The sequence below is a fragment of the Acidovorax sp. IB03 genome (genome assembly GCF_016406015.1).
In the GTDB taxonomy this organism is placed as follows: domain Bacteria; phylum Pseudomonadota; class Gammaproteobacteria; order Burkholderiales; family Burkholderiaceae_C; genus Acidovorax; species Acidovorax temperans.
Map to the genome: position 1 here is coordinate 40,169 of NZ_JAEFCH010000009.1, position 25,480 is coordinate 65,648.

General features: G+C 61.4%; 21 protein-coding genes and 1 pseudogene. 12 read left to right on the forward strand and 10 right to left on the reverse strand.

Annotated features, from left to right (window positions below; genetic code table 11):
• Positions 1-34 precede the first annotated feature (34 nt).
• A complete protein-coding gene (locus IHV84_RS07330) occupies positions 35-190 on the forward strand; it encodes a hypothetical protein (RefSeq protein WP_233099885.1) in 156 nt (51 codons plus the stop codon).
• Between the two features lie 63 nt (positions 191-253).
• Here IHV84_RS07330 and IHV84_RS07335 read toward each other — a convergent pair whose 3' ends face one another.
• The 3 genes from IHV84_RS07335 to IHV84_RS07345 form a co-directional block, all read right to left on the reverse strand.
• Positions 254-2,704, reverse strand: a complete 2,451-nt coding sequence (locus IHV84_RS07335; protein ID WP_370541222.1) for a heavy metal translocating P-type ATPase — start codon at positions 2,702-2,704, stop codon at positions 254-256.
• 216 nt (positions 2,705-2,920) lie between these two features.
• On the reverse strand, positions 2,921-4,258 hold the full coding sequence (locus IHV84_RS07340; RefSeq protein WP_198846372.1) for a heavy metal sensor histidine kinase: 1,338 nt from the start codon (positions 4,256-4,258) through the stop codon (positions 2,921-2,923).
• On the reverse strand, positions 4,255-4,941 hold the full coding sequence (locus IHV84_RS07345; RefSeq protein ID WP_198846373.1) for a heavy metal response regulator transcription factor: 687 nt from the start codon (positions 4,939-4,941) through the stop codon (positions 4,255-4,257). Before IHV84_RS07345 ends, IHV84_RS07340 begins: the two co-directional genes overlap by 4 nt.
• Positions 4,942-5,097: 156 nt before the next feature.
• Between IHV84_RS07345 and IHV84_RS07350 the strand changes: the two genes are divergently transcribed.
• The 7 genes from IHV84_RS07350 to IHV84_RS07375 all read left to right on the forward strand — a co-directional run bounded on the left by IHV84_RS07350 (position 5,098) and on the right by IHV84_RS07375 (position 13,688).
• Complete coding sequence (locus IHV84_RS07350) at positions 5,098-5,436, forward strand: DUF4148 domain-containing protein (protein ID WP_198846374.1); 339 nt, start codon at positions 5,098-5,100, stop codon at positions 5,434-5,436.
• A 74-nt stretch (positions 5,437-5,510) separates the two neighbouring features.
• Positions 5,511-5,870, forward strand: coding sequence for a cation efflux protein, CzcI family (gene czcI / locus IHV84_RS20770; RefSeq protein WP_082758766.1), 360 nt, complete (start codon positions 5,511-5,513; stop codon positions 5,868-5,870).
• A 157-nt stretch (positions 5,871-6,027) separates the two neighbouring features.
• Positions 6,028-7,383, forward strand: coding sequence for a TolC family protein (locus tag IHV84_RS07355; RefSeq protein ID WP_198846435.1), 1,356 nt, complete (start codon positions 6,028-6,030; stop codon positions 7,381-7,383).
• Positions 7,384-7,385: 2 nt separating this feature from the next.
• On the forward strand, positions 7,386-9,002 hold the full coding sequence (locus IHV84_RS07360; protein WP_370541218.1) for an efflux RND transporter periplasmic adaptor subunit: 1,617 nt from the start codon (positions 7,386-7,388) through the stop codon (positions 9,000-9,002).
• 15 nt (positions 9,003-9,017) lie between these two features.
• Positions 9,018-12,206 (forward strand): CusA/CzcA family heavy metal efflux RND transporter, encoded by a 3,189-nt coding sequence (locus IHV84_RS07365; RefSeq protein ID WP_198846376.1) that lies wholly within the window; start codon positions 9,018-9,020, stop codon positions 12,204-12,206.
• Between the two features lie 63 nt (positions 12,207-12,269).
• On the forward strand, positions 12,270-12,650 hold the full coding sequence (locus IHV84_RS07370) for a hypothetical protein (RefSeq protein WP_056744980.1): 381 nt from the start codon (positions 12,270-12,272) through the stop codon (positions 12,648-12,650).
• Positions 12,651-13,052: 402 nt separating this feature from the next.
• Positions 13,053-13,688, forward strand: a complete 636-nt coding sequence (locus IHV84_RS07375; protein WP_349238331.1) for a hypothetical protein — start codon at positions 13,053-13,055, stop codon at positions 13,686-13,688.
• Between the two features lie 33 nt (positions 13,689-13,721).
• Here the strand turns inward: IHV84_RS07375 and IHV84_RS07380 are convergent, their stop codons facing one another.
• The gene (locus IHV84_RS07380) at positions 13,722-14,552 is read right to left on the reverse strand and encodes an EamA family transporter (protein ID WP_338820502.1); all 831 of its coding nucleotides are present in this window, start codon (positions 14,550-14,552) and stop codon (positions 13,722-13,724) included.
• A gap of 39 nt (positions 14,553-14,591) precedes the next feature.
• On the opposite strand from IHV84_RS07380, the gene IHV84_RS07385 reads away from it, so the two are divergent.
• The 3 genes and pseudogenes from IHV84_RS07385 (at position 14,592) to IHV84_RS07395 (ending at position 16,314) form a co-directional block, all read left to right on the forward strand.
• Positions 14,592-15,056, forward strand: coding sequence for a hypothetical protein (locus IHV84_RS07385; RefSeq protein WP_233099887.1), 465 nt, complete (start codon positions 14,592-14,594; stop codon positions 15,054-15,056).
• A gap of 280 nt (positions 15,057-15,336) precedes the next feature.
• Positions 15,337-15,789, forward strand: a pseudogene (locus IHV84_RS07390) (Tn3 family transposase); the annotation flags it as partial.
• A 36-nt stretch (positions 15,790-15,825) separates the two neighbouring features.
• Entirely contained in the window at positions 15,826-16,314 is a 489-nt protein-coding gene (locus IHV84_RS07395; protein ID WP_198846377.1) for an EVE domain-containing protein, read from the forward strand.
• Here IHV84_RS07395 and IHV84_RS07400 read toward each other — a convergent pair.
• Positions 16,292-17,299, reverse strand: coding sequence for a class I SAM-dependent methyltransferase (locus IHV84_RS07400; RefSeq protein WP_066783789.1), 1,008 nt, complete (start codon positions 17,297-17,299; stop codon positions 16,292-16,294). The genes IHV84_RS07395 and IHV84_RS07400 overlap by 23 nt on opposite strands.
• Positions 17,300-17,713: 414 nt before the next feature.
• Between IHV84_RS07400 and IHV84_RS07405 the strand changes: the two genes are divergently transcribed.
• Positions 17,714-18,628 (forward strand): DMT family transporter, encoded by a 915-nt coding sequence (locus IHV84_RS07405; protein ID WP_066783791.1) that lies wholly within the window; start codon positions 17,714-17,716, stop codon positions 18,626-18,628.
• A gap of 75 nt (positions 18,629-18,703) precedes the next feature.
• Here the strand turns inward: IHV84_RS07405 and IHV84_RS07410 are convergent, their stop codons facing one another.
• From IHV84_RS07410 to aceF, 5 genes are all read right to left on the reverse strand, one after another.
• Positions 18,704-19,852: an ATP-binding protein gene (locus IHV84_RS07410; RefSeq protein ID WP_198846378.1), complete on the reverse strand. Its 1,149-nt coding sequence runs from the start codon at positions 19,850-19,852 to the stop codon at positions 18,704-18,706.
• A 149-nt stretch (positions 19,853-20,001) separates the two neighbouring features.
• The gene (locus IHV84_RS07415) at positions 20,002-21,423 is read right to left on the reverse strand and encodes an aspartate kinase (protein WP_066783797.1); all 1,422 of its coding nucleotides are present in this window, start codon (positions 21,421-21,423) and stop codon (positions 20,002-20,004) included.
• 234 nt (positions 21,424-21,657) lie between these two features.
• The gene (locus IHV84_RS07420; RefSeq protein ID WP_198846379.1) at positions 21,658-21,882 is read right to left on the reverse strand and encodes a DUF3079 domain-containing protein; all 225 of its coding nucleotides are present in this window, start codon (positions 21,880-21,882) and stop codon (positions 21,658-21,660) included.
• Between the two features lie 45 nt (positions 21,883-21,927).
• Positions 21,928-23,778 carry a dihydrolipoyl dehydrogenase gene (gene lpdA, locus IHV84_RS07425; RefSeq protein ID WP_198846380.1) on the reverse strand — a complete coding sequence of 617 codons (1,851 nt, stop codon included), beginning with the start codon at positions 23,776-23,778 and terminating at the stop codon, positions 21,928-21,930.
• A 16-nt stretch (positions 23,779-23,794) separates the two neighbouring features.
• A complete protein-coding gene (gene aceF, locus IHV84_RS07430) occupies positions 23,795-25,474 on the reverse strand; it encodes a dihydrolipoyllysine-residue acetyltransferase (protein ID WP_198846381.1) in 1,680 nt (559 codons plus the stop codon).
• Between the last annotated feature and the right edge of the window lie 6 nt (positions 25,475-25,480).

Here is a 25,480-nt window from a genome sequence, read left to right on the forward strand (position 1 = left end):
TCAACGGGCGCGGGCGGACATCGCAGCCCCTGCATTGGACGCCGTGGTGCTGCAGGACGTGCGAGACCTGACCGACCTCAAGGTCGAAAAGACCCCGACCTTCTTTGTCAACGGGCGCCCGCTACCCAGCTTTGGCCACAAACAGCTGGCCGACCTTGTGGCGCAAGAGGTCTCCAAAACCAAGAAATGAAAGCGGGACATTCAGTAAGCGCTCCGCAAGCCCACCGTGGACTTGGCGCGCACTGACGAACGCTCAGTGGGAATGCGCATGCTCCTTGGTTTCTGAGCGGATTGGCTTGGCGGCTGGCTCCACCCGTGTACCGCGAAGCAGACGCAGCCCGTTGGCCACCACCAGCAAGCTCGCTCCCATGTCCGCGAAGACCGCCATCCACATGGTGGCCGTGCCAACGACCGCCATCACCAGGAAGACGCTCTTGATGCCCAGTGCCAGGGTGATGTTCTGCCAGAGAATGGCGTGGGTGCGCTTGGATAGACGCACTGTCTCGGCGACGCGCTGCAGGTCATCGTTCATGATGACTACATCGGCCGCTTCCATGGCCGTGTCGGTTCCCGCTGCACCCATGGCAAAGCCAATGTCGGCCTGCGCCAGCGCCGGCGCATCGTTGATGCCGTCGCCGGTCATTCCGGTAGCGCCATAGCGCTCTTGCATTGCCTTGATGGCGTCGAGTTTGGCTTCGGGCAGCAGATCGCCACGGGCGTCATCAATGCCGGCCTGGGCAGCGATGGCCTTTGCGGTGGCCGTGTTGTCGCCGGTCAGCATCACCGAGGTCACACCCAGTGCCTTGAGATCGACGATGGCCTGTTTCGATGTCTCACGGATGGTGTCCGCTACCGCGAACAGCGCCAGGACGCCCGAATCGTCAGCCAGGAGGGTTACCGTGCGGCCTTGCTTTTCGTGGATGACCAGCTCCGCCTCCAGCTCCGGATCGCACAGTCCTAGCTCATGTATCAGTCGGTGATTGCCCAGCATCAAGCGCACACCATTGACCATGCCTTCGACGCCGCGCCCAGGCAAGGCCTTGAAGCTTTCTGCTTCTGGACCCTTTACATCCAAGCCCTGGACAATCGCCTTGGAAACCGGGTGGTCGGAACGAGCCGCCAGGCTGGCAGCCATCTGCTGGACTGCTGCCTCGTCACCGGCACCCCACACCTTCCACTTCACCAGCTTGGGTTTGCCTTCGGTGATGGTGCCGGTCTTGTCCAGCGCCACCGCCTTCAGAAGCCGGGCATCTTCCAAGTAGGTTCCGCCCTTGATCAAGATCCCACGGCGCGCTCCTGCGGCCAATCCGCTGACCACCGTGACCGGCGTGGAAATGACCAGAGCGCATGGGCAGGCGATCACCAGCAGGACCAGGGCCTTGTAGAGCGCCTCCAGCCAGGTAAGTCCCATCAGGAAAGGAGTGAGGACCGCCACCGCCACGGCAATGGCGAAGACTGCGGGGGTGTAGATGGAGGCGAACCGATCCACAAAGCGCTGCGTCGGAGCGCGCGTGCCCTGCGCCTGCTCAACGGCTTGGATGATCCTGGCCAGGGTGGTGTTGCTCGACAAGGCTGTGACCTCGAACTCCAGCTCACCAGTCTCGTTGATCGTGCCGGCGAACACCTGGTCGCCAGGTGCCTTGTCCACGGGGATGCTCTCGCCAGTCACGGGGGCCTGGTTGATGGCGCCATTGCCCTTGGTCACCTTACCGTCCAGCGGCACGCGTTCGCCCGGCTTGATGCGCACGGTCGCTCCGATGGCCACCGAAGCCACCGGTGTAGCGGTCCACGCTCCGTTGGTGCCCAGTACCAAAGCCTCTTCGGGCGCCAGTTCCAGCAAGCCCTTGATAGCGTTTCGGGCCCGGTCCACTGCCTTGGCTTCGATGAGCTCCGCAATCGCGTACAAAGCCATCACCATCGCGGCTTCTGGCCACTGACCAATGAGGAATGCGCCGGTGACGGCCACCGACATCAGCGCATTGATGTTCAGCTTGCCGCGCAGCAGCGCCGCAAGGCCTTTTTTGTAGGTGTCGATGCCGGCCAGCCAGATAGCCAGAGCGGCAATCGCCATGCCGGCCACTTTCCAGGCCATCTGGTCGGGCGCGAAGAACGAAAGTACCTCAGCCCCTGTGGCGAACACCAGCGCGGCCACCAAACGGGAGATGCCGCCTGCAAAACCATGCCCATGGTCGTCGCCTTCGGCGGATCCAGCCGCGTGTCCGCCCTCAGTTTCGCCGGCGCCTGCAACTGGTTGCGGATCGAAGCCCGCATTGCGGATGGCGTCGAGTGCCAACGGGTAGGTGCCTTCCTCTGCGTCGATCTTCAGCGTCCGCGCGCCCAGCTGAAAACCCAGAGAGCGGATCCCATCCAGAGGCTCCAGCGCCTGACGAATCTCCGCCTCCTCGGCGCTACAGTCCATCGTCGCAATGCGAAACACCCGGCCTTGGCTACCCTGGGTGTTTGCCGCAGTGGCCACGGGCTGTGGATCGAAACCCGCCTTGCGGATGGCATCGAGCGCAAGGGGCAAGGCGCGATCCTCCGCATCGATCTTCAGCGTGCGCGCGCCGAGCTGGAAACCCAGAGAGCGGATTCCCTCAAGCGGTTCCAGAGCCCGCCGGATCTCCGACTCTTCGGCACTGCAGTCCATGGTGGCGATTCGGAACAGCTTGCCCTGGCCCGGGCTGCTTGTGGCTGCAGGGACCACTGCTGCGGTACTGGAACAGCCCGAGGAGCAGCAGGGGTCAACAGTGGTGGGAGGAGTGCTGGTTTCTGATTTCATAGACCAATTGGAAACCTTGAAGTGGCTTTAAAGTCAAGCAGCAATAGAAATATCGCTGCTTCGTCCTACGTAAATCGGATTCTTGAACGGGCCGCGCTACGTGGCAGCGTCACTAGCGATCCCAGTCTGTCGAAATCGCCATCAATTCGGGCGAATTTCGATTCCCACATTCGTTACCCCATTTTCTGACGATGCGAATGGCCTGCCCTGATGCATGCGTGCAATACCGCCTACTATGGCCAAACCGAGGCCATGGTTGCTCTGCCCATGGCTGCGAGCAGGATCTGCGCGGAAAAATCGATCAAACAGCTGCGGAAGTATCTCGGGATCGATCGTGCTGCCGTAGTTGGTAACACTGATCAGCACACAACCCTCATCGGTGGTTCTGAGGTTGATCTGGACGACTGAGCCAGAGCTCGCGTATCGAGTTGCGTTGCCGAGCAAGTTCGACAGGGCTCGGCGCAGCAACGGCACGTCGAAGGCGCCATGCGCATCACCAACCACTTTAGCTGTGAGACCTGCCTCGGACAGTGCGGCCTCGTGGTAGTCCAGTACGTCAGCAGCCATTGATGCAAGGCTCGCCACGGGGGCGCGGCGCGCTCCCACACCCCGATCCGCCTGGGACAGGAACAGCATGTCATTGACGATGCCGGTCAGGCGGTGCAACTCCTCCAAGTTGGACGCCAGCACCTCGCGAATATCCGCCTGCTCAGGGCGCAGCAAAGCCAGTTCATTGTTGGCAATGAGCGTGGCCAAAGGCGTGCACAACTCATGCGCCACGTCAGCATTGAAGCCCTCCATTTGTAAATACGCCTTCTCAATGCGCGCCAGAAGCGCGTTGAACTGATCGATCAGAGGCACGAGCTCAAGGGGCTGCTCGCCGCTGTCGAGACGTTGCTGCAGATTGTCAGCCGACACTGCGCGCGTCTGACTGGCCAGTCTTCGGACGGGCGCCAGGCCCAAGTTGACCAGGGAGAATCCGCCTAGCGATACAACGACGGCCCCACCGATGGCTGCGACCAGCAAGGTAAGAGCAAGTCGGTGCAACAACTGGTTGTCGGTTTGGATATCCAGCGACAGCTGAACGCGCAAGTTCTTTGAGGGAGTCTGGTCCGTAGTCTGTGCTACTTCGAACTGCCGTTGGCGCCATACCGTCTTCGCATTCTGGTTGCGGGTGTGGGCGTAGAGAACAATCCCGTCCGCCCGCGCGACTTCGAGCGACAGATCTCCGTGCCCAACAAGGAAGTCATCGAGTTTGTGCGCAAGGTCTTCCGAATCCCCATGCTCCTTGCCATCCACTAGCAAGTGCCGAATGACGTTTTCCTTTTGCGCCAGCGTTTCCTCTTGCCGATCACGAAAATTGAACTCGGTCACCAGATACACCGCCAGACAGACCACCCCGAGTCCGGCAAAGCTCTGCAGCGCCAGCCACCAAGACAACCGCTGGCGCAATGAGCGATGTTGGGCCAGCTCCTTCATCCGTTGCGGTCCTCCATCACGTATCCCATGCCGCGAATGGTGTGGAGCAGCGCAGTGTCAAACGGAACATCGATCTTGGTACGGAGGCGCCGGATCGCGACTTCCACTACGCTGGTATCGCTGTCGAAATTCATGTCCCACACCTGCTCAGCGATCTCAGTGCGAGAAAGCACTTCGCCTTTTCTTCTCAGAAACAGAGTCAGCAGCAGAAACTCCTTCGCAGTCAACTCCAAGCGCTGGCCACACCGGGACGCTTTGCGCCGTACCAGGTCTAATTCCAGGTCCGCCAAACGCAGTTGCGTGGGCTCTGCGGCATCCCGCGCGCCATGGGTCCGCCGTAGCAGCACCTGGATGCGGGCGCTCAGTTCGGAAAACGCAAAGGGCTTGACCAGATAGTCGTCTGCACCCGTCTTGAGTCCCAATACCCGATCCTCGACGCTGATCCTTGCTGTCAACATCAAGACCGGAGTCTGCTTGGTCTTGCGAAAGGCCGTTAGAAGGCTGAAACCATCGATCCCCGGCAGCATTGCGTCCAGCACCAGCAGATCGTAAGAGCCTTCAAGGGCCATGTGCAGGCCATCCACCCCGTTGTACGCAATGTCCACCACGTAGCTGGCCTCTCCCAGGCCCTTGCGCAGGTACTCGGCCAGCTTGACTTCGTCTTCGATGAGCAAAATTTTCATGCTGCCATTCTCGAAGAATCCGGCCTGTTCGTAGTTTACGAATTTGTTATCTGGCTGTTGGCACCTTGTCGCACTCGGTTTTTTAAAGTATCCCCGTGGCGAAAGGCAAAGTCCCGGCAGATCGCCGAGGGCTGATTTAAATCAAGGGACAACACCATGACCGTTCGCAAACCCCTCACGCTCACTTTGATTGCCTTCGCTATCGCGGCTCCAGGATTGGCATCTGCCTCGTCGCTGTACCATCCCGCCGACGGCGAAGTGGGCATGACCACCCATCCCGACCACATGCAGAGCACAATGTCCCGTGGCGATGTGCTTCAGGCTGTCGAAGTAGCGCGCCGGGATGGCACGCTGGCGACCCTTTCACGCGGGGGTGCGTTGCCCGTCAAAGCAACGGGCGCAACGAAGACCCGTGAGCAAGTTCAACAGGAATTTCTCAACATGTCGGCAAGTGAAAAGAAGGCTCTTCAGGACCTGAACGGCGGCGCTCGCTGATTTCTAAACTTAGCGCTCCTCAGCGGCCATCCACGCCCGAGCGCGCCCTTCATGACGCATGCTAGACTTCAAAAATGCGCCGCTTGATCGCCGTTCTTATGCTTGCATTGCTTCCGTTCCAGTTCAGCTGGTCTGCGGTGGCTGCTTATTGCATGCATGAGAGCTCAACCTCGCAGTCGCAGCATTTGGGGCATCACGAACACCAGCATGAAGCCAAAGGCGGGAATGGTCAGGCCGAAAAGTCCAGCCAGGGAGCCGATGCATTTGATGTTGACTGTTCAGTTTGCCATGGCGCGGGTATCGGGGCCTTGAGCTGGTCAGATGCAAAGCCAGCCTTTTCCCATGACAGCCGTGTGGAGTGTTCCCCAGGCCAGCGCCTGCTGGCTGTAACGCCCACGCCCCCTGACCGCCCTCAGTGGTCCGTCCTCGCCTGATCGGCGGGGGCATCTCACTTTTCTTTTTCAGTCTTGTCCGCCATCGCGGCGGAAGCAGTTGCGTGTGTTGCAGCTGAAGTGACTGACGAGTTGCCAGGCAGCTGCACGGTTGCCAGCCCGCCGATTCCCTCGTGTTTTGAAATCACTGGAGAATCGGATGTTCAAGGGTACTTACCTTCAAGAGATGCCGCACGCATGGCGCGGCGGTAGAAAGATCAAGCTCGCGGCAGGCGCCGCAGCTATATGGCTGAGCGCCTCGGGCGGTGCCTTTTCCCAGGGCCTGCCACCAGGGCCAGCCGTTGGCGAACGAGCACCTCAGTCTGCTGCAGCGGCCGCAGCTGAGCCTTTGTCGCTGGCCAAGGCCATCGAACTGGCCCTGGAGGGAAATCCGGAGGTGGCTGCGGCAAAGCGCCAATGGGAGGCAACCGAAGGACAGGTTCTTCAAGGACGCTCGCGCCCCAATCCAGAGCTCGCGTACTCGCTGGAAGACACACGCTCCAAAACACGTACGCAAAGCTGGCAACTCAATCTTCCCGTAGAACTGGGTGGAAAGCGTGCGGCACGCACTAAGGCGGCCGAAAAAACGCGCGAGCAAGCACAAGCCCAACTCGCCGAGCTGCAAGCCACCGTGCGGGCCAATGTCGCTGCCGCTTACTTTGATGTTCTGACTGCGCAGGAACGATTGGTACTGGCCAGAGACAGCGCAGCGCTGGCCAAATCCTCAACGGATACCGTCTCAAAGCGTGTAGCCGCTGGCAAAGTATCCCCTGTGGAAGAGTCCAAGGCCCGGGTTGCAGAAGCCGGCGTTCGCGTCGAACTCGCCCAGGCCGCGAGCGAACAACGCAATGCTCTGTCCCGCCTGTTCGCGCTGTTGGGACGGATCGATGCGCCTTACACCGTGCTGGAGGGCAAGGCCGAGAACCTGCCCTCGGTCCCGAGCCTCGCCGATCTCCAGCCCTTGATTTCTTCTGCGCCAGGCGTGGTACTTGCGCGAATCGAGGTGGATCGGCGCAAGGCATTGACCGCCCTGGAGCAAAGCAAGCGCGTGCCCGATGTCACCGTCAGCGTCGGCATGCAGCACAGCAACGAAACGCAGCGCAACGTCCTTCTTTTCGGGGTCTCTGTGCCTCTTCCCATCTTCGACCGCAACCAAGGCAACCTCCTGGAGGCGCTGAAACTTGAGGACAAGGCCCGCGATGAGCTGCAAGCAGCCACCGTGCGCCTGCACAGCGAAGTGGCGCAGGCACGAGAGCGCCTTTCCACGATCACCGCAGAGGTTCAGTCACTGCAGCAGGAAGTTCTGCCCGGTGCGAAGTCGGCCTATGACGCCGCCACCATTGGGTTCGAGAACGGTAAGTTCAATTTCCTGGAAGTGCTCGATGCCCAACGCACTTACTTCACCGCCAAATCCCAGTACCTCAAAGCCCTTGGCGAAGCACACCGTGCAGCGGCTGATATCGACCGCCTGCTCGGGGCCAGCATGGTTCCCGGCCTGATCGCAACGCAACACTGAGCATGACCATGAACATGAACTCCAGCAAATCCACCATCAGTAAAAAACACCTGATCGCCATTGCAGTAGTCCTCGCAATAGGGGTCGGTGCGGGAACCTTCATCTTGCAAGGTGGCGGCAAGCCCAAAGCCGCAGCCACCGAGGACGATGGCCACGGTCACGGCGGCCACACCGAGGCCAAGGGGCACGGCGACGGCGAGCACCATGGCAAGGGTGGCGAAAAGGGCCACGACGATGACAAGGGGCATGCCGATGGTGAACACCATGAAAAGAGCGAAGCCAAGGGACCACATGGCGGTACCGTGTTCAAGGAAGGCGACTTCAGCTTGGAAGCATTGTTGTCTGAAGACGGTGGCGAGCCTCGACTGCGAATCTGGCTGTCCGACAAAGATAAACCGCTGCCCCTGAATGCTGCAACGGTCACGGCAACTGTGACCCGCCCGACAGATGAAAAGCAGAAACTGACGTTTGCCGCTGAAAAAGACAGTCTTGTCAGCCGAGAGATCGTTGCTGAACCCCATGCTTTCGACATCGAGATCATTGCGCAGACTGCCACAGAGCCTTTCATGTTCGTGATGAGCAAGGAAGAAGGAAAGATCGAACTGACCGATGCCCAGATTAAGGCTGCATCCATCAGCCTGGACAATGCGGTCAAAGCCAACATCAAGACGGCGTTGCTCCTTCCCGGGGAGATACGCTTGAACGAAGATCGCACGTCTCACGTTGTTCCCCGGCTTGCGGGAGTCGTGGAAAGCGTCAATGCCAGCTTGGGCCAAGTGGCCAAGAAAGGACAAGTTTTGGCGGTGATCGCGAGCCCGACTGCTTCCGAGCAACGCAGCGAGCTGCAGACGGCCCAAAAGCGCTTAACGCTGGCAAAGACCACCTACGAGCGAGAAAAAAAGCTGTGGGAGCAGAAGGTGTCTGCCGAGCAGGACTACCTGCAGGCCAAGCAGGCCTTGAGCGAAGCAGAGGTCGCAGTAGCCAACGCCAATCAGAAACTGAGCGCGATGGGCCTGTCCGCCTCGTCGGTAGCAGGACTGAACCGTATCGAGTTGCGAGCGCCCTTTGATGGCATTGTCATCGAGAAGCACCTTAGTCTCGGCGAAGCCGTGAAGGAAGATACTGCGGTTTTCACCATCTCGGACCTTTCTCAGGTTTGGGCTGAGATCAACGTTCCGGCGAAGGATCTGCCATCGGTGCGCGTGGGCGAAAAGGTCACGATCAAGGCCACAGCCTTTGACGCCTCGGCCACAGGCACTGTCGCTTTTGTAGGAGCGCTCATTGGCGAGCAAACCCGCACGGCAAAAGCCCGCGTGGTTCTTGACAACCCCAAGGGCGCTTGGCGCCCCGGCCTGTTCGTCAATGTTGAGGTGGTGTCCGAAGAAACGGCAGCGCCTGTAACCATCTCGGCCGACGCCGTCCAAAACGTCGGGGAAAAGCCGGTGGTCTTCCTCAAGGTTGATGGAGGCTTTATCGCTCAACCCGTGAAGCTGGGCCGAAGCGATGGCAAGCGGGTCGAAGTCCTCTCGGGTCTCAAAGCCGGTATGCCCTACGCCTCGACCGGCAGCTTCGTCGTGAAGTCTGAACTCGGCAAGGGATCTGCCGAACACACGCACTGATCGCGGAGCGCATACATGTTTGAAAAACTCATTCGATTCTCGATCGAACAGCGATGGTTGGTGCTTCTAGCGGCCCTGGGCATGGCGGCGCTTGGCGTCTTCAGCTACCAAAAGCTGCCTATCGATGCGGTCCCTGACATCACGAACGTCCAGGTTCAGATCAACACCCAGGCCGCAGGCTACTCGCCTTTGGAGACTGAGCAGCGGGTTACATACCCCATCGAGACGGTCATGGCTGGCCTGCCAAACCTGGAGCAGACCAGGTCGCTTTCGCGGTACGGTCTGTCGCAGGTGACCGTCATTTTTAAAGACGGAACCGACATCTATTTTGCTCGGCAGCTCGTCAACGAGCGTATCCAGGAGGCGCGCGACAAGCTGCCTGCCGGCATCACGCCAGCGCTGGGGCCCATCTCGACCGGGCTGGGCGAAATCTATCTCTGGACTGTCGAAACCAAGGACGGGGCGAAGAAGCCCGACGGCTCGCCCTATACCGCGACAGACCTGCGCGAGATTCAGGACTGGATCATCAAGCCACAGCTGCGAAATGTTCCTGGCGTGACCGAGATCAATTCCATTGGCGGCTTTGCCAAGGAATACCAGATCGCGCCCATCCCTGAACGCCTGGCTTCTCTGGGCGTGACACTGCAGGATGTGGTCACTGCGCTGGACCGCAACAACGGCAATGTGGGCGCGGGCTATATCGAAAAGCGTGGCGAGCAGTATCTGATTCGTGCACCTGGTCAGGTGAAGTCGCTGGAAGACATCGGTAACGTGATCCTCAGCAGCGCCAACGGTGTTCCTGTGCGCGTTCGCGACGTGGCAGAAGTTGGCATTGGCCGGGAACTGCGCACCGGTGCAGCAACCGATAACGGGCGCGAAGTGGTCCTCGGCACGGTGTTCATGCTGATCGGCGAGAACAGCCGGACTGTCTCGCAGGCGGTGGACAAGAAGATGTTGGAAGTCAACAAGAGCCTCCCAGAGGGGGTGCACGCGGTGACTGTCTACGACCGTACCGTGCTTGTTGACAAAGCCATCAGTACGGTGAAGAAGAACCTGCTGGAAGGCGCGGTTCTGGTGATCGTGATCCTGTTCCTCTTTCTGGGCAACATCCGTGCCGCCATCATCACGGCAATGGTCATCCCCTTGTCGATGCTTTTTACCTTCACGGGTATGGTTCAGTACAAGGTGAGCGCCAACCTGATGAGCCTGGGAGCGTTGGACTTCGGCATCATCATCGATGGCGCTGTGGTGATCGTTGAGAACTGCGTACGGCGCCTTGCCCATGCACAAGCGCACCACGGTCGGCCACTGACGCGGGCCGAGCGCTTCCATGAGGTGTTCTTGGCATCCCAGGAGTCAAGGCGCCCATTGCTGTTCGGCCAGCTCATCATCATGGTGGTGTACCTGCCCATCTTCGCGCTCACGGGGGTGGAAGGAAAGATGTTCCACCCCATGGCCTTCACTGTGGTCGCTGCTTTGGTGGGCGCAATGATCCTGTCGGTAACCTTCATCCCCGCAGCGGTAGCCTTGTTCATCGGCAATCGGGTCAGCGAGAAGGAGAACTTCCTGCTGGGCCATGCCAAGCGCTTGTATGGTCCACTGCTCGACCGTGTCATGGCCGCCAAGGCGGTCGTACTGACCGCAGCTGCAGTTGCGGTGATCTTGTGCGGGTTGATCGCCACGCGTATGGGCAGCGAGTTTGTACCCAATCTCAATGAAGGCGACTTTGCGATCCAGGCGCTGCGCATCCCAGGCACCAGCCTTTCCCAGTCAGTCCAAATGCAGCAGCAAATTGAAAGGACCTTGAAAGAGAAATTCCCCGAGATCGAGCGCATCTTCGCCAGAACCGGTACTGCGGAGATTGCCTCGGACCCCATGCCGCCGAACATTTCGGACGGGTACATCATGCTCAAGCCAATGGCCGAATGGCCCGAACCTCGAAAAACCCGCGACGAATTACTCGCGGCGATTCAGGAAGTCACCGGGAAAATCCCGGGCAACAACTATGAGTTCTCCCAGCCCATTCAGCTGCGCTTTAACGAGCTGATCTCCGGGGTGCGCAGTGACGTAGCCGTGAAGATCTTCGGTGACGACATGGATGTCCTGAACAAGTCCGCAGAAGAAGTCTCCGCAATGCTGCAGAAGATTCAGGGCTCCTCTGAGGTGAAGGTTGAGCAGACGACGGGGCTTCCGATGCTCACCGTGAACATCGACCGCCAGAAGGCTGCTCGCTATGGTCTGAACGTTGCCGACATTCAAGACACCGTGGCCACCGCTATCGGTGGACGCGAGGCCGGCACTATGTTCGAGGGCGACCGCAGATTCGACATCCTGGTTCGTCTGCCTGAATCCCTGCGCAACGATCTCGAAGGGATGAAGCGCCTTCCTATCCCGCTGCCGCGTTCTGCCAATGGGACAGAGGCCAAAACGAACTTCATCCCGCTGGGCGAGGTAGCAACATTCGAGCTTGCTCCTGGCCCCAACCAGGTGAGCCGAGAAAACGGCAAGCGCCGCATCGTCGTGAGCACCAACGTGCGCGGGCGCGATGTGGGCTCTTTCGTCGCAGAGGCTGAGAAAGGCCTGGCCCAGATCAAGATTCCTACCGGCTATTGGACGAGCTGGGGCGGAACCTTCCAGAACTTGCAGTCGGCCACGCAGCGCCTGCAGATCGTCGTGCCGGTGTCCCTGCTGCTGGTTTTCGTGCTGCTGTTCGCTATGTTCGGCAACGTCAAGGATGGTCTGCTGGTCTTCACTGGCATCCCATTCGCTTTGACGGGGGGCATCCTGGCGCTTTGGCTTCGCGACATTCCGATGTCTATCTCTGCGGCTGTCGGCTTCATCGCGCTTTCTGGGGTGGCCGTGCTCAATGGTCTGGTGATGATTTCGTACATCCGCAGCTTGAGGGAAGGCGGTGTTGGTCTTGACGAAGCAATCCGTGACGGCGCGCTCACCCGGCTACGGCCGGTTCTGATGACTGCCCTGGTGGCCTCGCTGGGCTTCATTCCAATGGCCATTGCGACAGGCACCGGCGCTGAAGTCCAGCGTCCCCTGGCCACCGTGGTGATCGGCGGAATTCTCTCGTCCACGCTGCTCACGCTTCTCGTGCTGCCGATTCTTTACCGTCTGGCCCACCGGCCCGATGAGGAAGATGAGGACGTGTCCGCTGAGCCCTCGCATCCCCCAGACGTGTCCGCGTCCGCGTAGTTGAAACGGTCCCGCTCGCTGATCGTGGGGCCGTCCCTTTTCTCCACCCCCAAAGGAACTGTCATGAAACTCTCCCAACTCATTCTCGCAGTGGCGGTGTCGGCCTGCGGCACGGCGTTCGCTGCTGACAACCATGGTCACGACATCAAACCGATGCACGGTGGTGCTGTCGCCGAAGCCAAGGAGGTCGAGTACGAACTCGTCGCCAGCGCCGACAAGCTGCAGCTCTATATGCGCGACCATGGAAAGCCAGTTGCCGTGGCGGGAATGACCGCCAAGGTCACGCTGCTGGCAGGCAGCGAGAAACAGGATGTCCAGCTCCAAGCCGGTGACGGCAAGCTGGAAGCCGCGGGCAGCTTCAAAGTCCCCGCCGGTACCAAAGCCGTCGTCGCTGTCTCGAAGGCCGGCAAGTCGGTTGCCTCTGTTCGTTTCACGCTGAAGTAATACGAAGCCTGGCTGGGGGGATCGCCCTCGCGACGCCCCAGTGTTGATCCACTTTCAGCAGTCCGTTCACGTCAAAGAAACTGACTACATAGTTGCGAGTTCGGTCAGCCCATCGGCAATATGCCTTTGCTGGATGCAAAAAGGAGCGATCCATGTCAATGCAGGCGGCACAGGTCGCGCCTTTTGCCAAACTGTTCTGGATTTGGATCGGCTTGTTGACCTCCGTGTTTGTGTTTTGGAGGCTGCGGCGTATCTGGCTCAAACGCCACCCGCCAATGGCGGTGAGAGTCAAGTACAGCCGACGCTTGGCCAAGAGACTGAGGGATCGACAGGCAATGCGTTTGAAATACCGAAATACACCGAAATCGCGGCACCGCCAGATGCAATCCAAGGAGGCAGACCGTGGGTGACGGTACCGGAGTCGCTGATGAAGCTTCAGGCAATACGCAACAACCTCCACAGCAAAAGAACAGATCCATGACAAAAATACCTGCATATTCAGGCACCCGCCACCTCTGCGTGATCCTGACCTCTGTGCTGGCAGCTAGCCTGCTGGCGGGTTGTGCTACCTCTACTGGGGCCGATACCTCCGCCGAAGCGCCATACTGCTACAAGACCAGTAAGGGCAGAGTAGTCGCGTGCACTCGGGTGCCCGCCCCCAGCCTGAATGCCGACGCTCAGGCGAAGCGCTTTACTCCCGATCCGAATGCGCTCACCGTCTACGTCGTACGGAGCAACTGGGGAGATGGCGGGCGCTTTGTGAAGATCAGCGCGGATAACGCAATGGCCGCCGAGACTCTCCCCAACACGATGGTGCGCTTCAAGTTGAAGCCAGGAACGCATACGTTCACCTTGGATTTCGAAGGAGAGCGTCAAGTCGCAACCGTGGATGGTAAAGCTGGTGACCTACGATTTCTTCGGATCGATGGAACGGTTTGGGCATGGAAGAGCACGTTTGTATGGGCGACTGACGGCGAGGATGCAATTCGGGAAAGGGCTTACAAGGCTCGCCTGGTCGCCGACCTGACGGTCAAGTGACCTCGGGGGAGCAGACAAAAAAATACCGGGGGTTCAGTGAACGTGTTGATGGTGCACGTCAGGAGCATGGGGATGGGCGTGGGTCATAGGTTCATGGGTGTGCTTGTGACTGTGGCTGCCCTTTGGCATCACATCGTGCAAATGTGAATGGTGCCCATCGTCGTGCCGGTGGGCATGCTCATGCTCAAGCACTTCGTGTGTGTGCTCGTGACCATGGCTTTCCGCCAAGTGCAGTACCACTCCTGCCAGCATCAATACCCCGCCCAGCAGCATCAACAATCCCGCAGGGCGGTCCCCGAAACCGAAGGCCACGGCAGCACCGATGAAGGGCGCGAAAGCAAACACCGAGCCTGTGCGCGCCGCGCCAAACGCCCGCTGGGCAAGAAGGTAAAAGCGCAGACTCAGGCCGTAGCCAGTGGCTCCCACGGCGAGAAGTCCTAGTGCTGCGGATAACGAAGGCCAAGGCTCCCCAGTCGAAACCGCCAATGCAGCCGTCACTACGGCTCCCAAGGTAGCCTTGGCCATCACCACCTGGCTGGGGTCGCGCTCTGCCAGTCCACGGGACAAAGTGTTGTCCACCCCCCAGGCGACCGTGGCCAGCAACACGGCAAGCAACCCCATCAGCTGAACTCCTCCCTGTAGGCCCTGGTCCAAAACAAGCGCCATTCCTCCTGCGAGCAGCAAGAGCATGGCGGCCCACACGCGGCGGTCCATGGTTTCGCTGTACAGCCAGGCCTGCAGGAGGCTCTGCAGCGAAGCGCCGTCCTGGAGACCCAGATACAGACCGCACAGACCAAAGTCACCGAACTGGAGACCCGAGCTCAGGCCCTTGCTGCAGAGCTTGAGCAAGAACGGCGTGCGCACGCTGCGAGCACAGCGAGAGGTGAGGCGCTGTCCAGGCAGGTGGATGAGCTAAAGCAGGAGCAATCGAAGAGCAGGCAGCATTTCAGCGCCGAGTTGGAAAAAGGACGTGCAGCTATTGATGAAGCCGCCCAGCGATCTACCGAAGCGGAGCACCGGGCGCTTCGGGAAATTGACCGAGAGCGAACCGCGCGTGCCCAGGCGGAAAAGCAATTGGAGCAATTGCGAGGCAAGCTGACAGAGACCGAACGCGACTGTCACGCCAAACTACTCGAAGCCAATGCTGCACAGAGCAGGTTGGCGGCAGAAGCAGCCGGTGCTCGCGCCTCCTTGGCCGAAATTACCAGGGCGCACCAGGCGCAATCGGTCGAGCTACAGCAAGCTCTTCAGGCAGTTGCACAGCACAAGGCCGAAGCTGGCACCTTGCGTGAACTGGTGGAGCAGTTCAGACCGACGCAGAAATCTTTTCGTAAAAAGCGTGGTGGTGAAGCACCAGAGGTCAAGTGAGCAGGCCTCTGGCGAGTCAAGGGTGACGCGTCGATACAAGAAGGAATAAATGATGATTCTTTAATAACCGAAAGGCTTATGAGTCAAAACTGGCCGTATCCTGGCTTGCCCTCATATAGAGGCGATGAACGAGACCCTCGCATTTGCTCACTACGCAAGACGAGCCAGAAATGTGCTTAGATTCCTCAGGAAAAGTGCGCCAATCGATATTTTCGAGAGCATTTCCACTGACGATCATCGGGCCCTGGCGCGAGTCAGCGATATCGTTGAGGGCAAGCTCTCCTATCCGCGTCAGAACGGACTGGCCGTTGCACTGCGCGAGCTGGGGCGCATTGAGCGCACGCTGTTCATACTGGATTGGCTGCAAAGCGTGGAGCTGCGCCGCCGCGTGCAGGCCGGACTCAACAAAGGCGAGGCGCGCAACGCGCTGGCCAGGGCGGTGTTCTTCAACCGACTGGGCGAAATCCGCGACCGCAGTTTTGAGCAACAACGCTACCGGGCCAGCGGCCTCAATCTGGTAACGGCGGCCATCGTGCTTTGGAACACGGCCTATCTGGAACGGGCAACCAATGCTTTGAACGGGCACGGCAAACCGGTAGACGAGACGCTGTTTCAATACCTGTCACCGCTGGGGTGGGAACACATCAATCTGACCGGCGATTACCTCTGGCGCAGCAGCACCAAGGTCGGCGCAGGCAAGTTCAGACCGTTGCGACCACTGCCACCGGCTTAACGTGCTTTATTTTCCGTTTTCTGAGACGACCCCCCCATGACCACATCCACCCTTGCCCCAGCGCCCCGCTACTGGCTCATGAAGTCCGAGCCCGACGAGTGTTCCATCGACGACGCCCTGGCCGCGCCCAACGCCACCGTGCCCTGGACGGGCGTGCGCAATTACCAGGCGCGCAATTTCATGCGCGACGGCATGCAGGTGGGCGACGGCGTGCTGTTCTACCACTCCAGCTGCCCCGAGCCAGGCATTGCCGGCATTGCCCGCGTGGCCAGCGGCGCCCGCCCGGACCCTACGCAATTCGACCCCGCCTCACCCTACTTCGACCCCAAATCACCCGCCGATGCGCCCCGCTGGCTGCTGCTGGACGTGCAGGCCCTGCGCAAAACGCGCCTCATCAGCCTAGCCGAGCTGCGCAGCACCCCGCTGCTATCGCAGATGCGGGTGCTGCAAAAGGGCAGCCGGCTGTCCATCACGCCGGTGGAGCCCGAGGAATGGGCCGAGATTACAGAGCGGCTGGCCCGCTAGGGGCTGGGCCCGCCGCGTTGGGCTGGGGCAGATCGGGCATGGCGTACACCAGCACCTTCAGCGCCCTGCCCTCGTCCACATCGGCAAACACGGCGGGGTTGGCCACGCGTTCCACAAACTGCAGCTCGGGTGCCAGTTCCTGCATCTGGCTTTGCAAAAAGTCCACGCCCAGCTCGGGCGCGTTCAGGCACAGCAGGGCGTGGCCGCCGGGTGCCAGCAAGTCGGGCAGACGGCGCATCAGGCGGGCGTAGTCTTTGGTGGCGACGAAGCTGCCCTTTTGGTAGCTGGGTGGGTCCACGATGACGAGGCCGTAGGGGCCGCTGCGGGTGATCTTGCCCCAGCTGCTGAAAATGTCGTGCGCTAAAAAGCTGGCCCCGGTGGTGATGCCATTGAGCTGGTGGTTTTGCTGGCCAATGGCCATGGCGCCGTGGCTCATGTCCACGTTGACGACCTGTTTGGCCCCACCCTGCAATGCCACCACTGAAAACGCGCAGGTGTAGGCGAACAGGTTGAGCACCTTGAGGCCGTAGCGGTCTTGCCTGCGGGCCTCGGCGTACTGGCGCACCCAGCGGCGGCCTTCGGCCATATCGAGAAATAGACCATGGTTCTGGCCGCGCAGCACATGGGCTTTGAAGCGCGCGCCGTTCTCGGTCACTACGTGCGGGTCAGGCACCTCGCCTTGCATCAGCCGCGTTTCGGTGCGGCCCTGGGTGCGCAGCGCTTCGTTACGGCACTGGAAGACCCAGTTCAGCGGTTGCCCTGGGGCCAGCACGGCCCAGCGCTCGGCCAGGGCCTGGCCAATGGCGGCCAGTTGCGCGTCGGTCTCGTCGGTGGCTGGCAAAAAGCTGGTGAGCACGAACACGGGCGGGTAGGCGTCCAGCGTCCACTGCTCGCAGCCGGGGTAGCGGCCCCCACGGCCGTGGAAGATGCGCTGCGCATCGGTGGGCAGGGGCATGGAGGCGATGGCGCTGAGCAAGGCTTGCATAGAGGAAGCGATATGGAACGGTCATGCCCCCGCCAGGGTGCAGCGCGGGTGCAAGCGAATGGATGGATCGAGTGGCCGGGGGCAACAACGCCACCCGCATGGGGAGGCAGGGTTTTATACAAAAATGGGCGCCAGCGCAATGCTAACAAGCGCAGGTAGCTATGTTTTTTGAAGCAAGTGGAAAGTAGCTGCGCCTTGCGCCCCACCGTTCCACTGGCTGCAGCGGCTGCAGCCAGTGAGTGAGCCGCCTGCCCCAATGCGGCACGCACGGTAGCACCATTCGCTTTTGGCGAATGCACGCTGTGGAAATGGGCAAGGGTGGGGACTGCGGGTTTGCCCCATCATCACGTCTACTCAACGAAGGCAGGTACCTGATCGCCCGCCTCGCACTTTCTGGATTGCACCCCCCCACTGATGCCCTGGAAACACTGGTCCGCCGAGCGCCTCGGCATTGCCCTCGCCATTCTGGCGGCGCTGGGTTTTTCCTTCAAAGCCATTTTTGTGAAGCTGGCCTATGCGGTGCCGCAGGCCGTGCCTGTGGATTCGGTCACGCTGCTGGCGCTGCGCATGGTGTTTTCGCTGCCCGCGTTTGCCTGGGTGGGCTGGAAGGCCAGCCGCAACCTGCCCCCGCTCAGCCTGCGCGAATGGGGCTGGGTGACGGCGTTGGGGCTGCTGGGCTACTACGGGGCCAGCATTCTGGACTTCATGGGCTTGCAGTACATCACGGCCAGCCTGGAGCGGCTGATTCTGTTCACCTACCCCACCCTCACCATCCTGATCGGCGTGGTCTTTCTCGGCAAAACCGCATCGCGCCGCGAAATTGGTGCCCTGCTTCTGTCGTACGCAGGCATTGGCCTGGCGTTTGCGCACGACTTGCACATTGCGGGCGAGATGCGGGCGGTGCTGATTGGCGCGGCGTTTGTGCTGGGCTCTTCGGTGTCTTACGCCTTCTACCAGGCGGGCAGCGAGCCCGTGATACGGCGCCTGGGCGCGGCGCGCTTCACCGCGCTGGCGATGCTGGTGTCTACCGTGGCCACCTTGCTGCACTTTGCCGTGAGCCAGCCCCTGCAGGCGCTGGCGCAACCGGCTCCGGTGTACCTGCACGCGGTGGGCATGGCGGTGTTTTCTACCGTGCTGCCGGTGTTCATGACCTCGGCCGCCATTCGGCGTATTGGCGCGGCGCGCACCGCACTCATCGGCACGCTGGGGCCCATGCTCACCATCTTCTTCGGCTATTGGCTGCTGGCCGAGCCCATGTCGGTGTGGCAAATGATGGGCGCGGGGCTGGTGCTGGCGGGGGTGCTGCTCATCAGCCGCCGCAAGGTGTGATTCAAGCAAAAAATGGCTGTATCGCTTACTGGCAAAGCGCCAACAGCTATTGATTTAATAGCGAATTGTGGCGACCTAGCGCTGCAGCAGCTTGCGCCGCTCCAGCCACACCTTGCGCACAAACGGGTCGGCCACGGTGTAGATGCCGTGGCCGGGGCGTGCAATCAGGTTGGCGCTGATCATTTTTTCGGCCAGCTTTTGCACCTGCGACGTGGGCACCTTGCCACCCGTGCGGGCCGCGTAGCTGGCCATGGCTTCTTCGCCAAACAGGCCCGACACTCCGGTTTCGCTGCCTTGGGCAATAAAGTCAAACACCGCCTGGCCCAACTCGCCAAATTCTTCAATGGCGCGCAGCTCCACATCGGCCGCGGCCGATGCCAGCGTGGCGCAGATGATAGGGAACGCCTGGTCGGCCGGCGCCTGGGCGCTTTGCAACTGCACCAAGGCCTTGAGCATTTCTTCCGGCCGATGGCCCAGCGCCTCAAACCCTGCCCAGGCCGTGGCAGCGCTGGGCAGCACCACGCCCGGTGCACTGGCAATGCGCTGCAGTTGCCACTGCACAAAATCCTGCCCCAGCGGCTCATACGCCGTGGTCAGTGCGCCGGTGAAGGGTTGTGAATGGCGCGTGGCCATGTCAGTGATGAGCGACTTGTGCGAGCCGGTGCCCAAAAACAGAAAGTGCCCTGGTGTGCCCGGTTGGGCGTTCACCGCGTCCCGCGCGGCCTTCAGGGCGTGCAGCAGGCTGGTACCGTCTTCGGTGCCCAGCGCTTGCTGCACCTCGTCCACGATCAGCACCACATCCACCCTGGCTTTGGCCACCAGTTCAAAGAACGCCTGCGCCAGCGTGGCACCGCCGGGCGTGCCCAGGTGTTCGATCTGGAAGCCCAGGGTCAGGCCCACGGCCCCCAGGTTCAGCCCCTTGAAGCGCTGCAGCAGGCCCGAGCCGGGGGTCTGCATCTGCTGCAGCGTGGCGCGCACGGCGTCCAGCACCAGGGTTGCCGGGCTCTTGCTGCGGTCAGCCCACAGGTCCACATACACCACGAGTGCACCGCGCGCTTCCAGCGCGGGCACCAGGTCCTGCCGCAGGAAGGTGGTTTTGCCCACGCGGCGTGTGCCCGACAGCAGCACGCCCGAGCGCACGTTCATGTGCAGTGGCGACGGCTGTAGCAGTTGCTGCGCCATCTGCTCGGCGTAGGCGGTGCGGTGAAAAACGTCGGTGGCCATGCTTACCTCTTTTTATCTTTTACAGGTTAATTATCTGTTTTGGATAAAAAAAGATAAAGTGCCATGCTGCAACCCCTGATCCCCCTACAGGCCCCCACGCCCACAAAAAAGCCCGCGCAAGGCGGGCTTGAGGCGGGCAAAGCCTGGGATCAGACGCGAGGCACAGGGGTGCCTGAATTGACGCACAGTGCCATGTTCAGCGCCTTCACGGCGGTCTTGTAGTCTTCGCGCTCGATCACGAACTGCATGTTCACCTGGCGCAGGGTCTGAGAGACGCAGTTCACGTTGACGTGGGCATCGGCCAGCGCCTGCGCTGCCTTGGCCAGCACACCGGGGATGCTGATGTTGGAGCCGATGGCGCAAACGATGGCGCTGGGCTTGATGGTCACGACCTGGTAGGTCTCCTCCAGCTCGGCCACCAGTTCCTGGGTGGCTTGGCTGTCCCACACCAGGTGGGCGATGGAGTTGGCGTTGGTGGCCTTGAGGATGTAGCTCACGCCGTGCTTGCAGAACACTTCCATCAGGCCAGCGTCAAAGCCCACCGTGCCCACCATGCTGGGGTCGTGGATCTCGATCAGCGTGACCTTGTCGGTGCCGGTCACGATCTCGACGCGGGCGCGCTCGCCCACGAAATCTTTGGTGATGAGGGTGCCGGGGTGGTCGGGCTCGAACGTGTTCTTCAGGCGGATCGGAATGCCTGCCAGCTCCATCGGCTTGGCGGCCTTGGGGTGGATGGCCTCCATGCCCACGTCGGCCAGCTGGTCTGCCACGTCGTAGTTGGTGGCGCCCACCACGATGGCGTTTTCCAGGCCCACGAGGTTAGGGTCGGCCGACGAGAGGTGGAATTCCTTGTGGATCACGGCCTCGGCGGGGCGCACTTCCACGGCGATCTTGCTGAACGTGACTTCGGAGTAGCCCCGGTCAAACTCGCGCATGATGCCTTCGGTGCCCTTGGTGTAGCCGGTGGCCACCACCACCTTGTCGCTCAGGTCCAGGCCCTTGAAGCTGTGGGCAATGCGCTCGTCAATGGTCCAGGCTTCGTTGTCGTCAAAACCAGCCAGATCCATCAACACGGCGTTGACGCCGTTGGCCTTGAGGATCTCGACCGAGTTGAACGCGCTGTGCGATTCGCCAATCGATGCCAGCACTTCGCGCGCTGCCAGCAGCACATCCTTGCGGCTGAGGTAGCCGCTGGCCAGCACATGGTGCATGGCGTTGAGGTATTCGCGGGCCTGGCCAATGCGCTGGTCCACAAAAGCGTCGGCCACATCCAGCGGCAGGCCCAGGTCGGCGTAGCCTGCGTTGAGCTTTTTCAGGCTGGTGGCCAGGTTGGCCAGTGCGTCCTGATAGCCCTTGCCTTCGGCAAACAGGGCGTAAATGCCGCGCTCGCCCGTCTTTTTGTGCTCCAGCAACTGGTTCGTCACGCCCGAGTAGGCAGACACCACGTAAATGCGGCCGTAAATCCGAGAACGGTCGTACAACATGATGTGGCGCAGCACATCGCCAAAGGCGGTCATGGAAGTGCCGCCGATCTTCTCGACAGAGATCTTGGAGTTTTGAACGTCTTGCATGGACAGGCTCAGGAGAGCAAAAAAGTGGAAAGCCGGGGCGATTGCGCTGCCCCTGGCGCGCAGTGGCAACGAACCCGGTATTTTCCACCAGTTTTCGCCAGTGCCGTTTTGATGCAGGACCAATTGCTGGGACGGCCAGCGCCGCTGGTGCCAACGCATCTGCCGCCACAAAATAAAAAGTCGCACAGTCGTAAAAACCGTGCGACTTTTGATTTTGGCTTGCGCTGCCAGGCCTCAAGGCTTGGGCGGAACCTCGGGAGCGGGGGCAGACGCTGCCAAGGCTTCGTCAGCATCCAGCCCCCACTGATCCCAGTCATCCCCAAACAGCTCTGCCGGGTGCTGGGTTCGGTCGGAGCCATTGCCACACCGCATGTCTTTGGCCGGGCAGTACAAGTTGCAGCCCCAGCACACCCGCTCGGGGTGGGCGGGGGCTTTGGGAAACTTCTTGACGGCTGCCATGGCGTTTCTCCAGACGGTGCGGCCGGGCTCCTGTGCAACAGCGCGTTATTTGCGCTGGGGCGGCACGTCGGTGCAACTGCCGTGGGCAATTTCCGCTGCCATGCCAATGCTTTCGCCCAGCGTGGGGTGCGGGTGAATGGTCTTGCCGATGTCCACGGCGTCGGCACCCATCTCAATCGCCAGGGCGATCTCGCCAATCATGTCGCCAGCGTGGGTGCCCACGATGCCGCCGCCCAGAATCTTGCCGTGGCCATGGGCTTCCGGCGAGTCATCGAACAGCAGCTTGGTGTAGCCCTCGTCGCGGCCATTGGCGATGGCGCGGCCCGAGGCCGACCAGGGGAACAGGCCCTTCTTGACCTTGATGCCCTGGGCCTTGGCCTGGTCTTCGGTCAGGCCCACCCATGCCACTTCGGGGTCGGTGTAAGCCACGGATGGGATCACGCGGGCGTTGAAGGCGGCGCTGGCAAGTTCCTTGTTGCCCTGCAGTTCACCGGCGATGACTTCGGCCGCCACATGCGCCTCGTGCACCGCCTTGTGCGCCAGCATGGGCTGGCCCACGATGTCGCCAATGGCGAAGATGTGCGGCACGTTGGTGCGCATCTGGATGTCGACGTTGATGAAGCCACGGTCTGTGACGGCCACACCAGCCTTGTCGGCGGCGATCTTCTTGCCGTTGGGCGTGCGGCCCACGGCCTGCAGCACCAGGTCGTACACCTGGGGTTCAGGCACTGTCACGCCATCCTTGGCGGGCGCAAAGCTCACCTTGATGCCTTCGGGTGTGGCCTCGGCCGCCACCGTCTTGGTGTTGAGCATGATGTTGTCGAAACGGTGGGCGTTCATCTTCTGCCACACCTTGACCAGGTCGCGGTCAGCGCCTTGCATCAGGCCGTCCATCATCTCGACCACATCGAGGCGTGCGCCCAGCGTGCTGTACACCGTGCCCATTTCCAGGCCGATGATGCCGCCGCCCAGAATGAGCATGCGCTTCGGAATACCCTGCAGCGCCAGCGCGCCGGTGGAATCGACCACGCGTGGGTCTTCGGGCATGAACGGCAGGCGCACGGCCTGGCTGCCCGCAGCGATGATGGCGCGCTTGAACGCCACCACCTTCTTGGTGCCCGTCTTGTCCTGGCTGGTGCCGGTGGTTTCTTCCACTTCGAGGTGGTTGGCTCCCACAAAGTGGCCGTAGCCACGCACCACGGTCACCTTGCGCATCTTGGCCATGGCGGCCAAGCCGCCGGTGAGCTTGCCGATGACCTTTTCCTTATGGCCGCGCAACATGTCCACGTTGACCTTGGGCGCGCCAAAGTCGATGCCAGCGGCAGACAGGTGCGACACCTCGTCCATCACCGCCGCCACATGCAGCAGCGCCTTGGAGGGGATGCAACCCACATTCAGGCACACGCCGCCCAGGGTGGCGTAGCGCTCGACCAGAATGACCTTGAGGCCCAGGTCGGCAGCGCGGAACGCCGCCGAGTAGCCGCCAGGGCCGCCGCCCAGCACGAGCACATCGCAGTCCAGATCCGCAGAACCGCCGAAGCTGGCTGCTGCAATATTAGGAGCTACTGGCGCTTGTGCAGCGGGCGCTGGAGCCGGTTTTGACTCAGAAGCCGGGGCTGCGGGGGCGGGTGCTGCAGCCGGTGCCGCACCGGCAGCGCCCTGCACTTCCAGCGTCAGCACCACAGCGCCTTCGGCGATCTTGTCGCCCAGCTTCACTTTCAGTTCCTTCACCACACCAGCATGGCTGGAGGGGATCTCCATGGAGGCCTTGTCGGACTCCACGGTGATCAGGCTCTGCTCAGCCTTAATGCTGTCGCCAGGCTTGACCAGCACTTCGATCACACCGACTTCGGCGAAGTCGCCAATGTCGGGCACTTTGATGTCGATGATTGCCATGTGTCGGGCCCTCGCGTTACATCACGATGCGGCGGAAGTCCGCCAGCAGCGAGGCAAAGTACACGTTAAAGCGCGCGGCGGCGGCGCCGTCGATCACGCGGTGGTCCCAGCTCAGGGAAAGGGGCAGCATCAGGCGCGGGGCGAACTGCTTGCCGTCCCACTTGGGTTCGATGCTGCTCTTGCACACGCCCATGATGGCGACTTCCGGCGCATTGATGATGGGCGTGAAGTAGCGGCCACCGATGCCGCCCAGCGAGCTGATGGAGAAGCAGCCGCCCTGCATGTCTGCCGGGGCCAGCTTGCCTTCGCGCGCCTTGGCGGCGAGTTCGCCCATTTCCTTGCTGATCTGCACGATGCCCTTCTGATCGGCATCCTTGATGACGGGAACCACCAGCCCGTTGGGCGTGTCGGCCGCAAAGCCGATGTGGAAGTAGTTCTTCATCACCAGCTGATCGCCGTCGAGCGAGCTGTTGAACTCTGGGAACTTCTTGAGCGCGGCCACAGCGGCCTTGATCATGAAGGCCAGCATGGTGACCTTCACGCCGCTCTTCTCGTTCTCTTTGTTGAACTGCACACGGAAGGCTTCCAGGTCGGTGATGTCCGCGTCGTCGTGGTTGGTGACGTGCGGGATGACGACCCAGTTGCGGTGCAGGTTGGCGCCGCTGATCTTCTTGATGCGCGAGAGGTCCTTGCGTTCCACCGGGCCGAATTTGGCGAAATCGACCTTGGGCCAGGGCAGCAGGTCCAGACCCACGCCAGAACCACCGGCTGCCGGTGCAGGTGCCTTCGCAGCTTGAGCCTTGGTTTGCGCAGCGCCGCTCATCACCTGTTTGGTGAAGTTCTGGATGTCGTCCTGGGTGATGCGACCCTTGGGGCCGCTGCCCTTGACTTCTTCCAGCGGTACGCCCAACTCGCGGGCGAACTTGCGCACCGAGGGGCTGGCGTGGGGCAGGCCCAGCGTGGCAGAGCCGGGCTGGTGGGCGGGGGCTGCTACCGTAGCCGTAGCCACCACTGGGGCTGCGGCTGCCATGGCGGGAGCTGGAGTCGAGGTTGATGCGGGCGCAGGGGCTGCTGCAACAGGTGCGGTGGCAGCAGGCGCAGCGGCGCTGGCCACGCCTTCCAGAACAGCCACCAGGTCGCCAATGTTCACGGTGTCACCGATCTTGACCTTGAGTTCCTTGAGCACGCCAGCGGCGGGCGAAGGAATCTCCATGGAGGCTTTGTCGGATTCGACGGTGAAGAGTGATTGCTCCAGCGCTACGGTGTCGCCGGGCTTGACCAGCAGCTCGATCACGGCCACGTTCTTGAAGTCGCCAATGTCGGGCACGCGCACTTCCACGGGGCCTGCGGCTGCTGGCGCAGGTGCGGCGGCCACAGGGGCGGCCGTTGCAGCAGCCGGGGCGGCTGCGGGGGACGCGGCAGGTGCGGGCGCAGCCGCTGGGGCTGCGGCAGTGGCGCCAACGGCTTCCACCACGGCAATCACCGACCCTTGCTTGACCTTGTCGCCCAGCGCCACCTTGAGTTCCTTGACCACGCCAGCGTGGCTGGAGGGAATCTCCATGGAGGCCTTGTCGGACTCCACCGTGATCAGCGACTGCTCGGCCTTGACGGTGTCACCCACCTTCACGAGCAACTCGATGACGCCGACTTCGTCGAAATCCCCGATGTCCGGGATTTGAATGTTGACCAATGCCATTGTTGT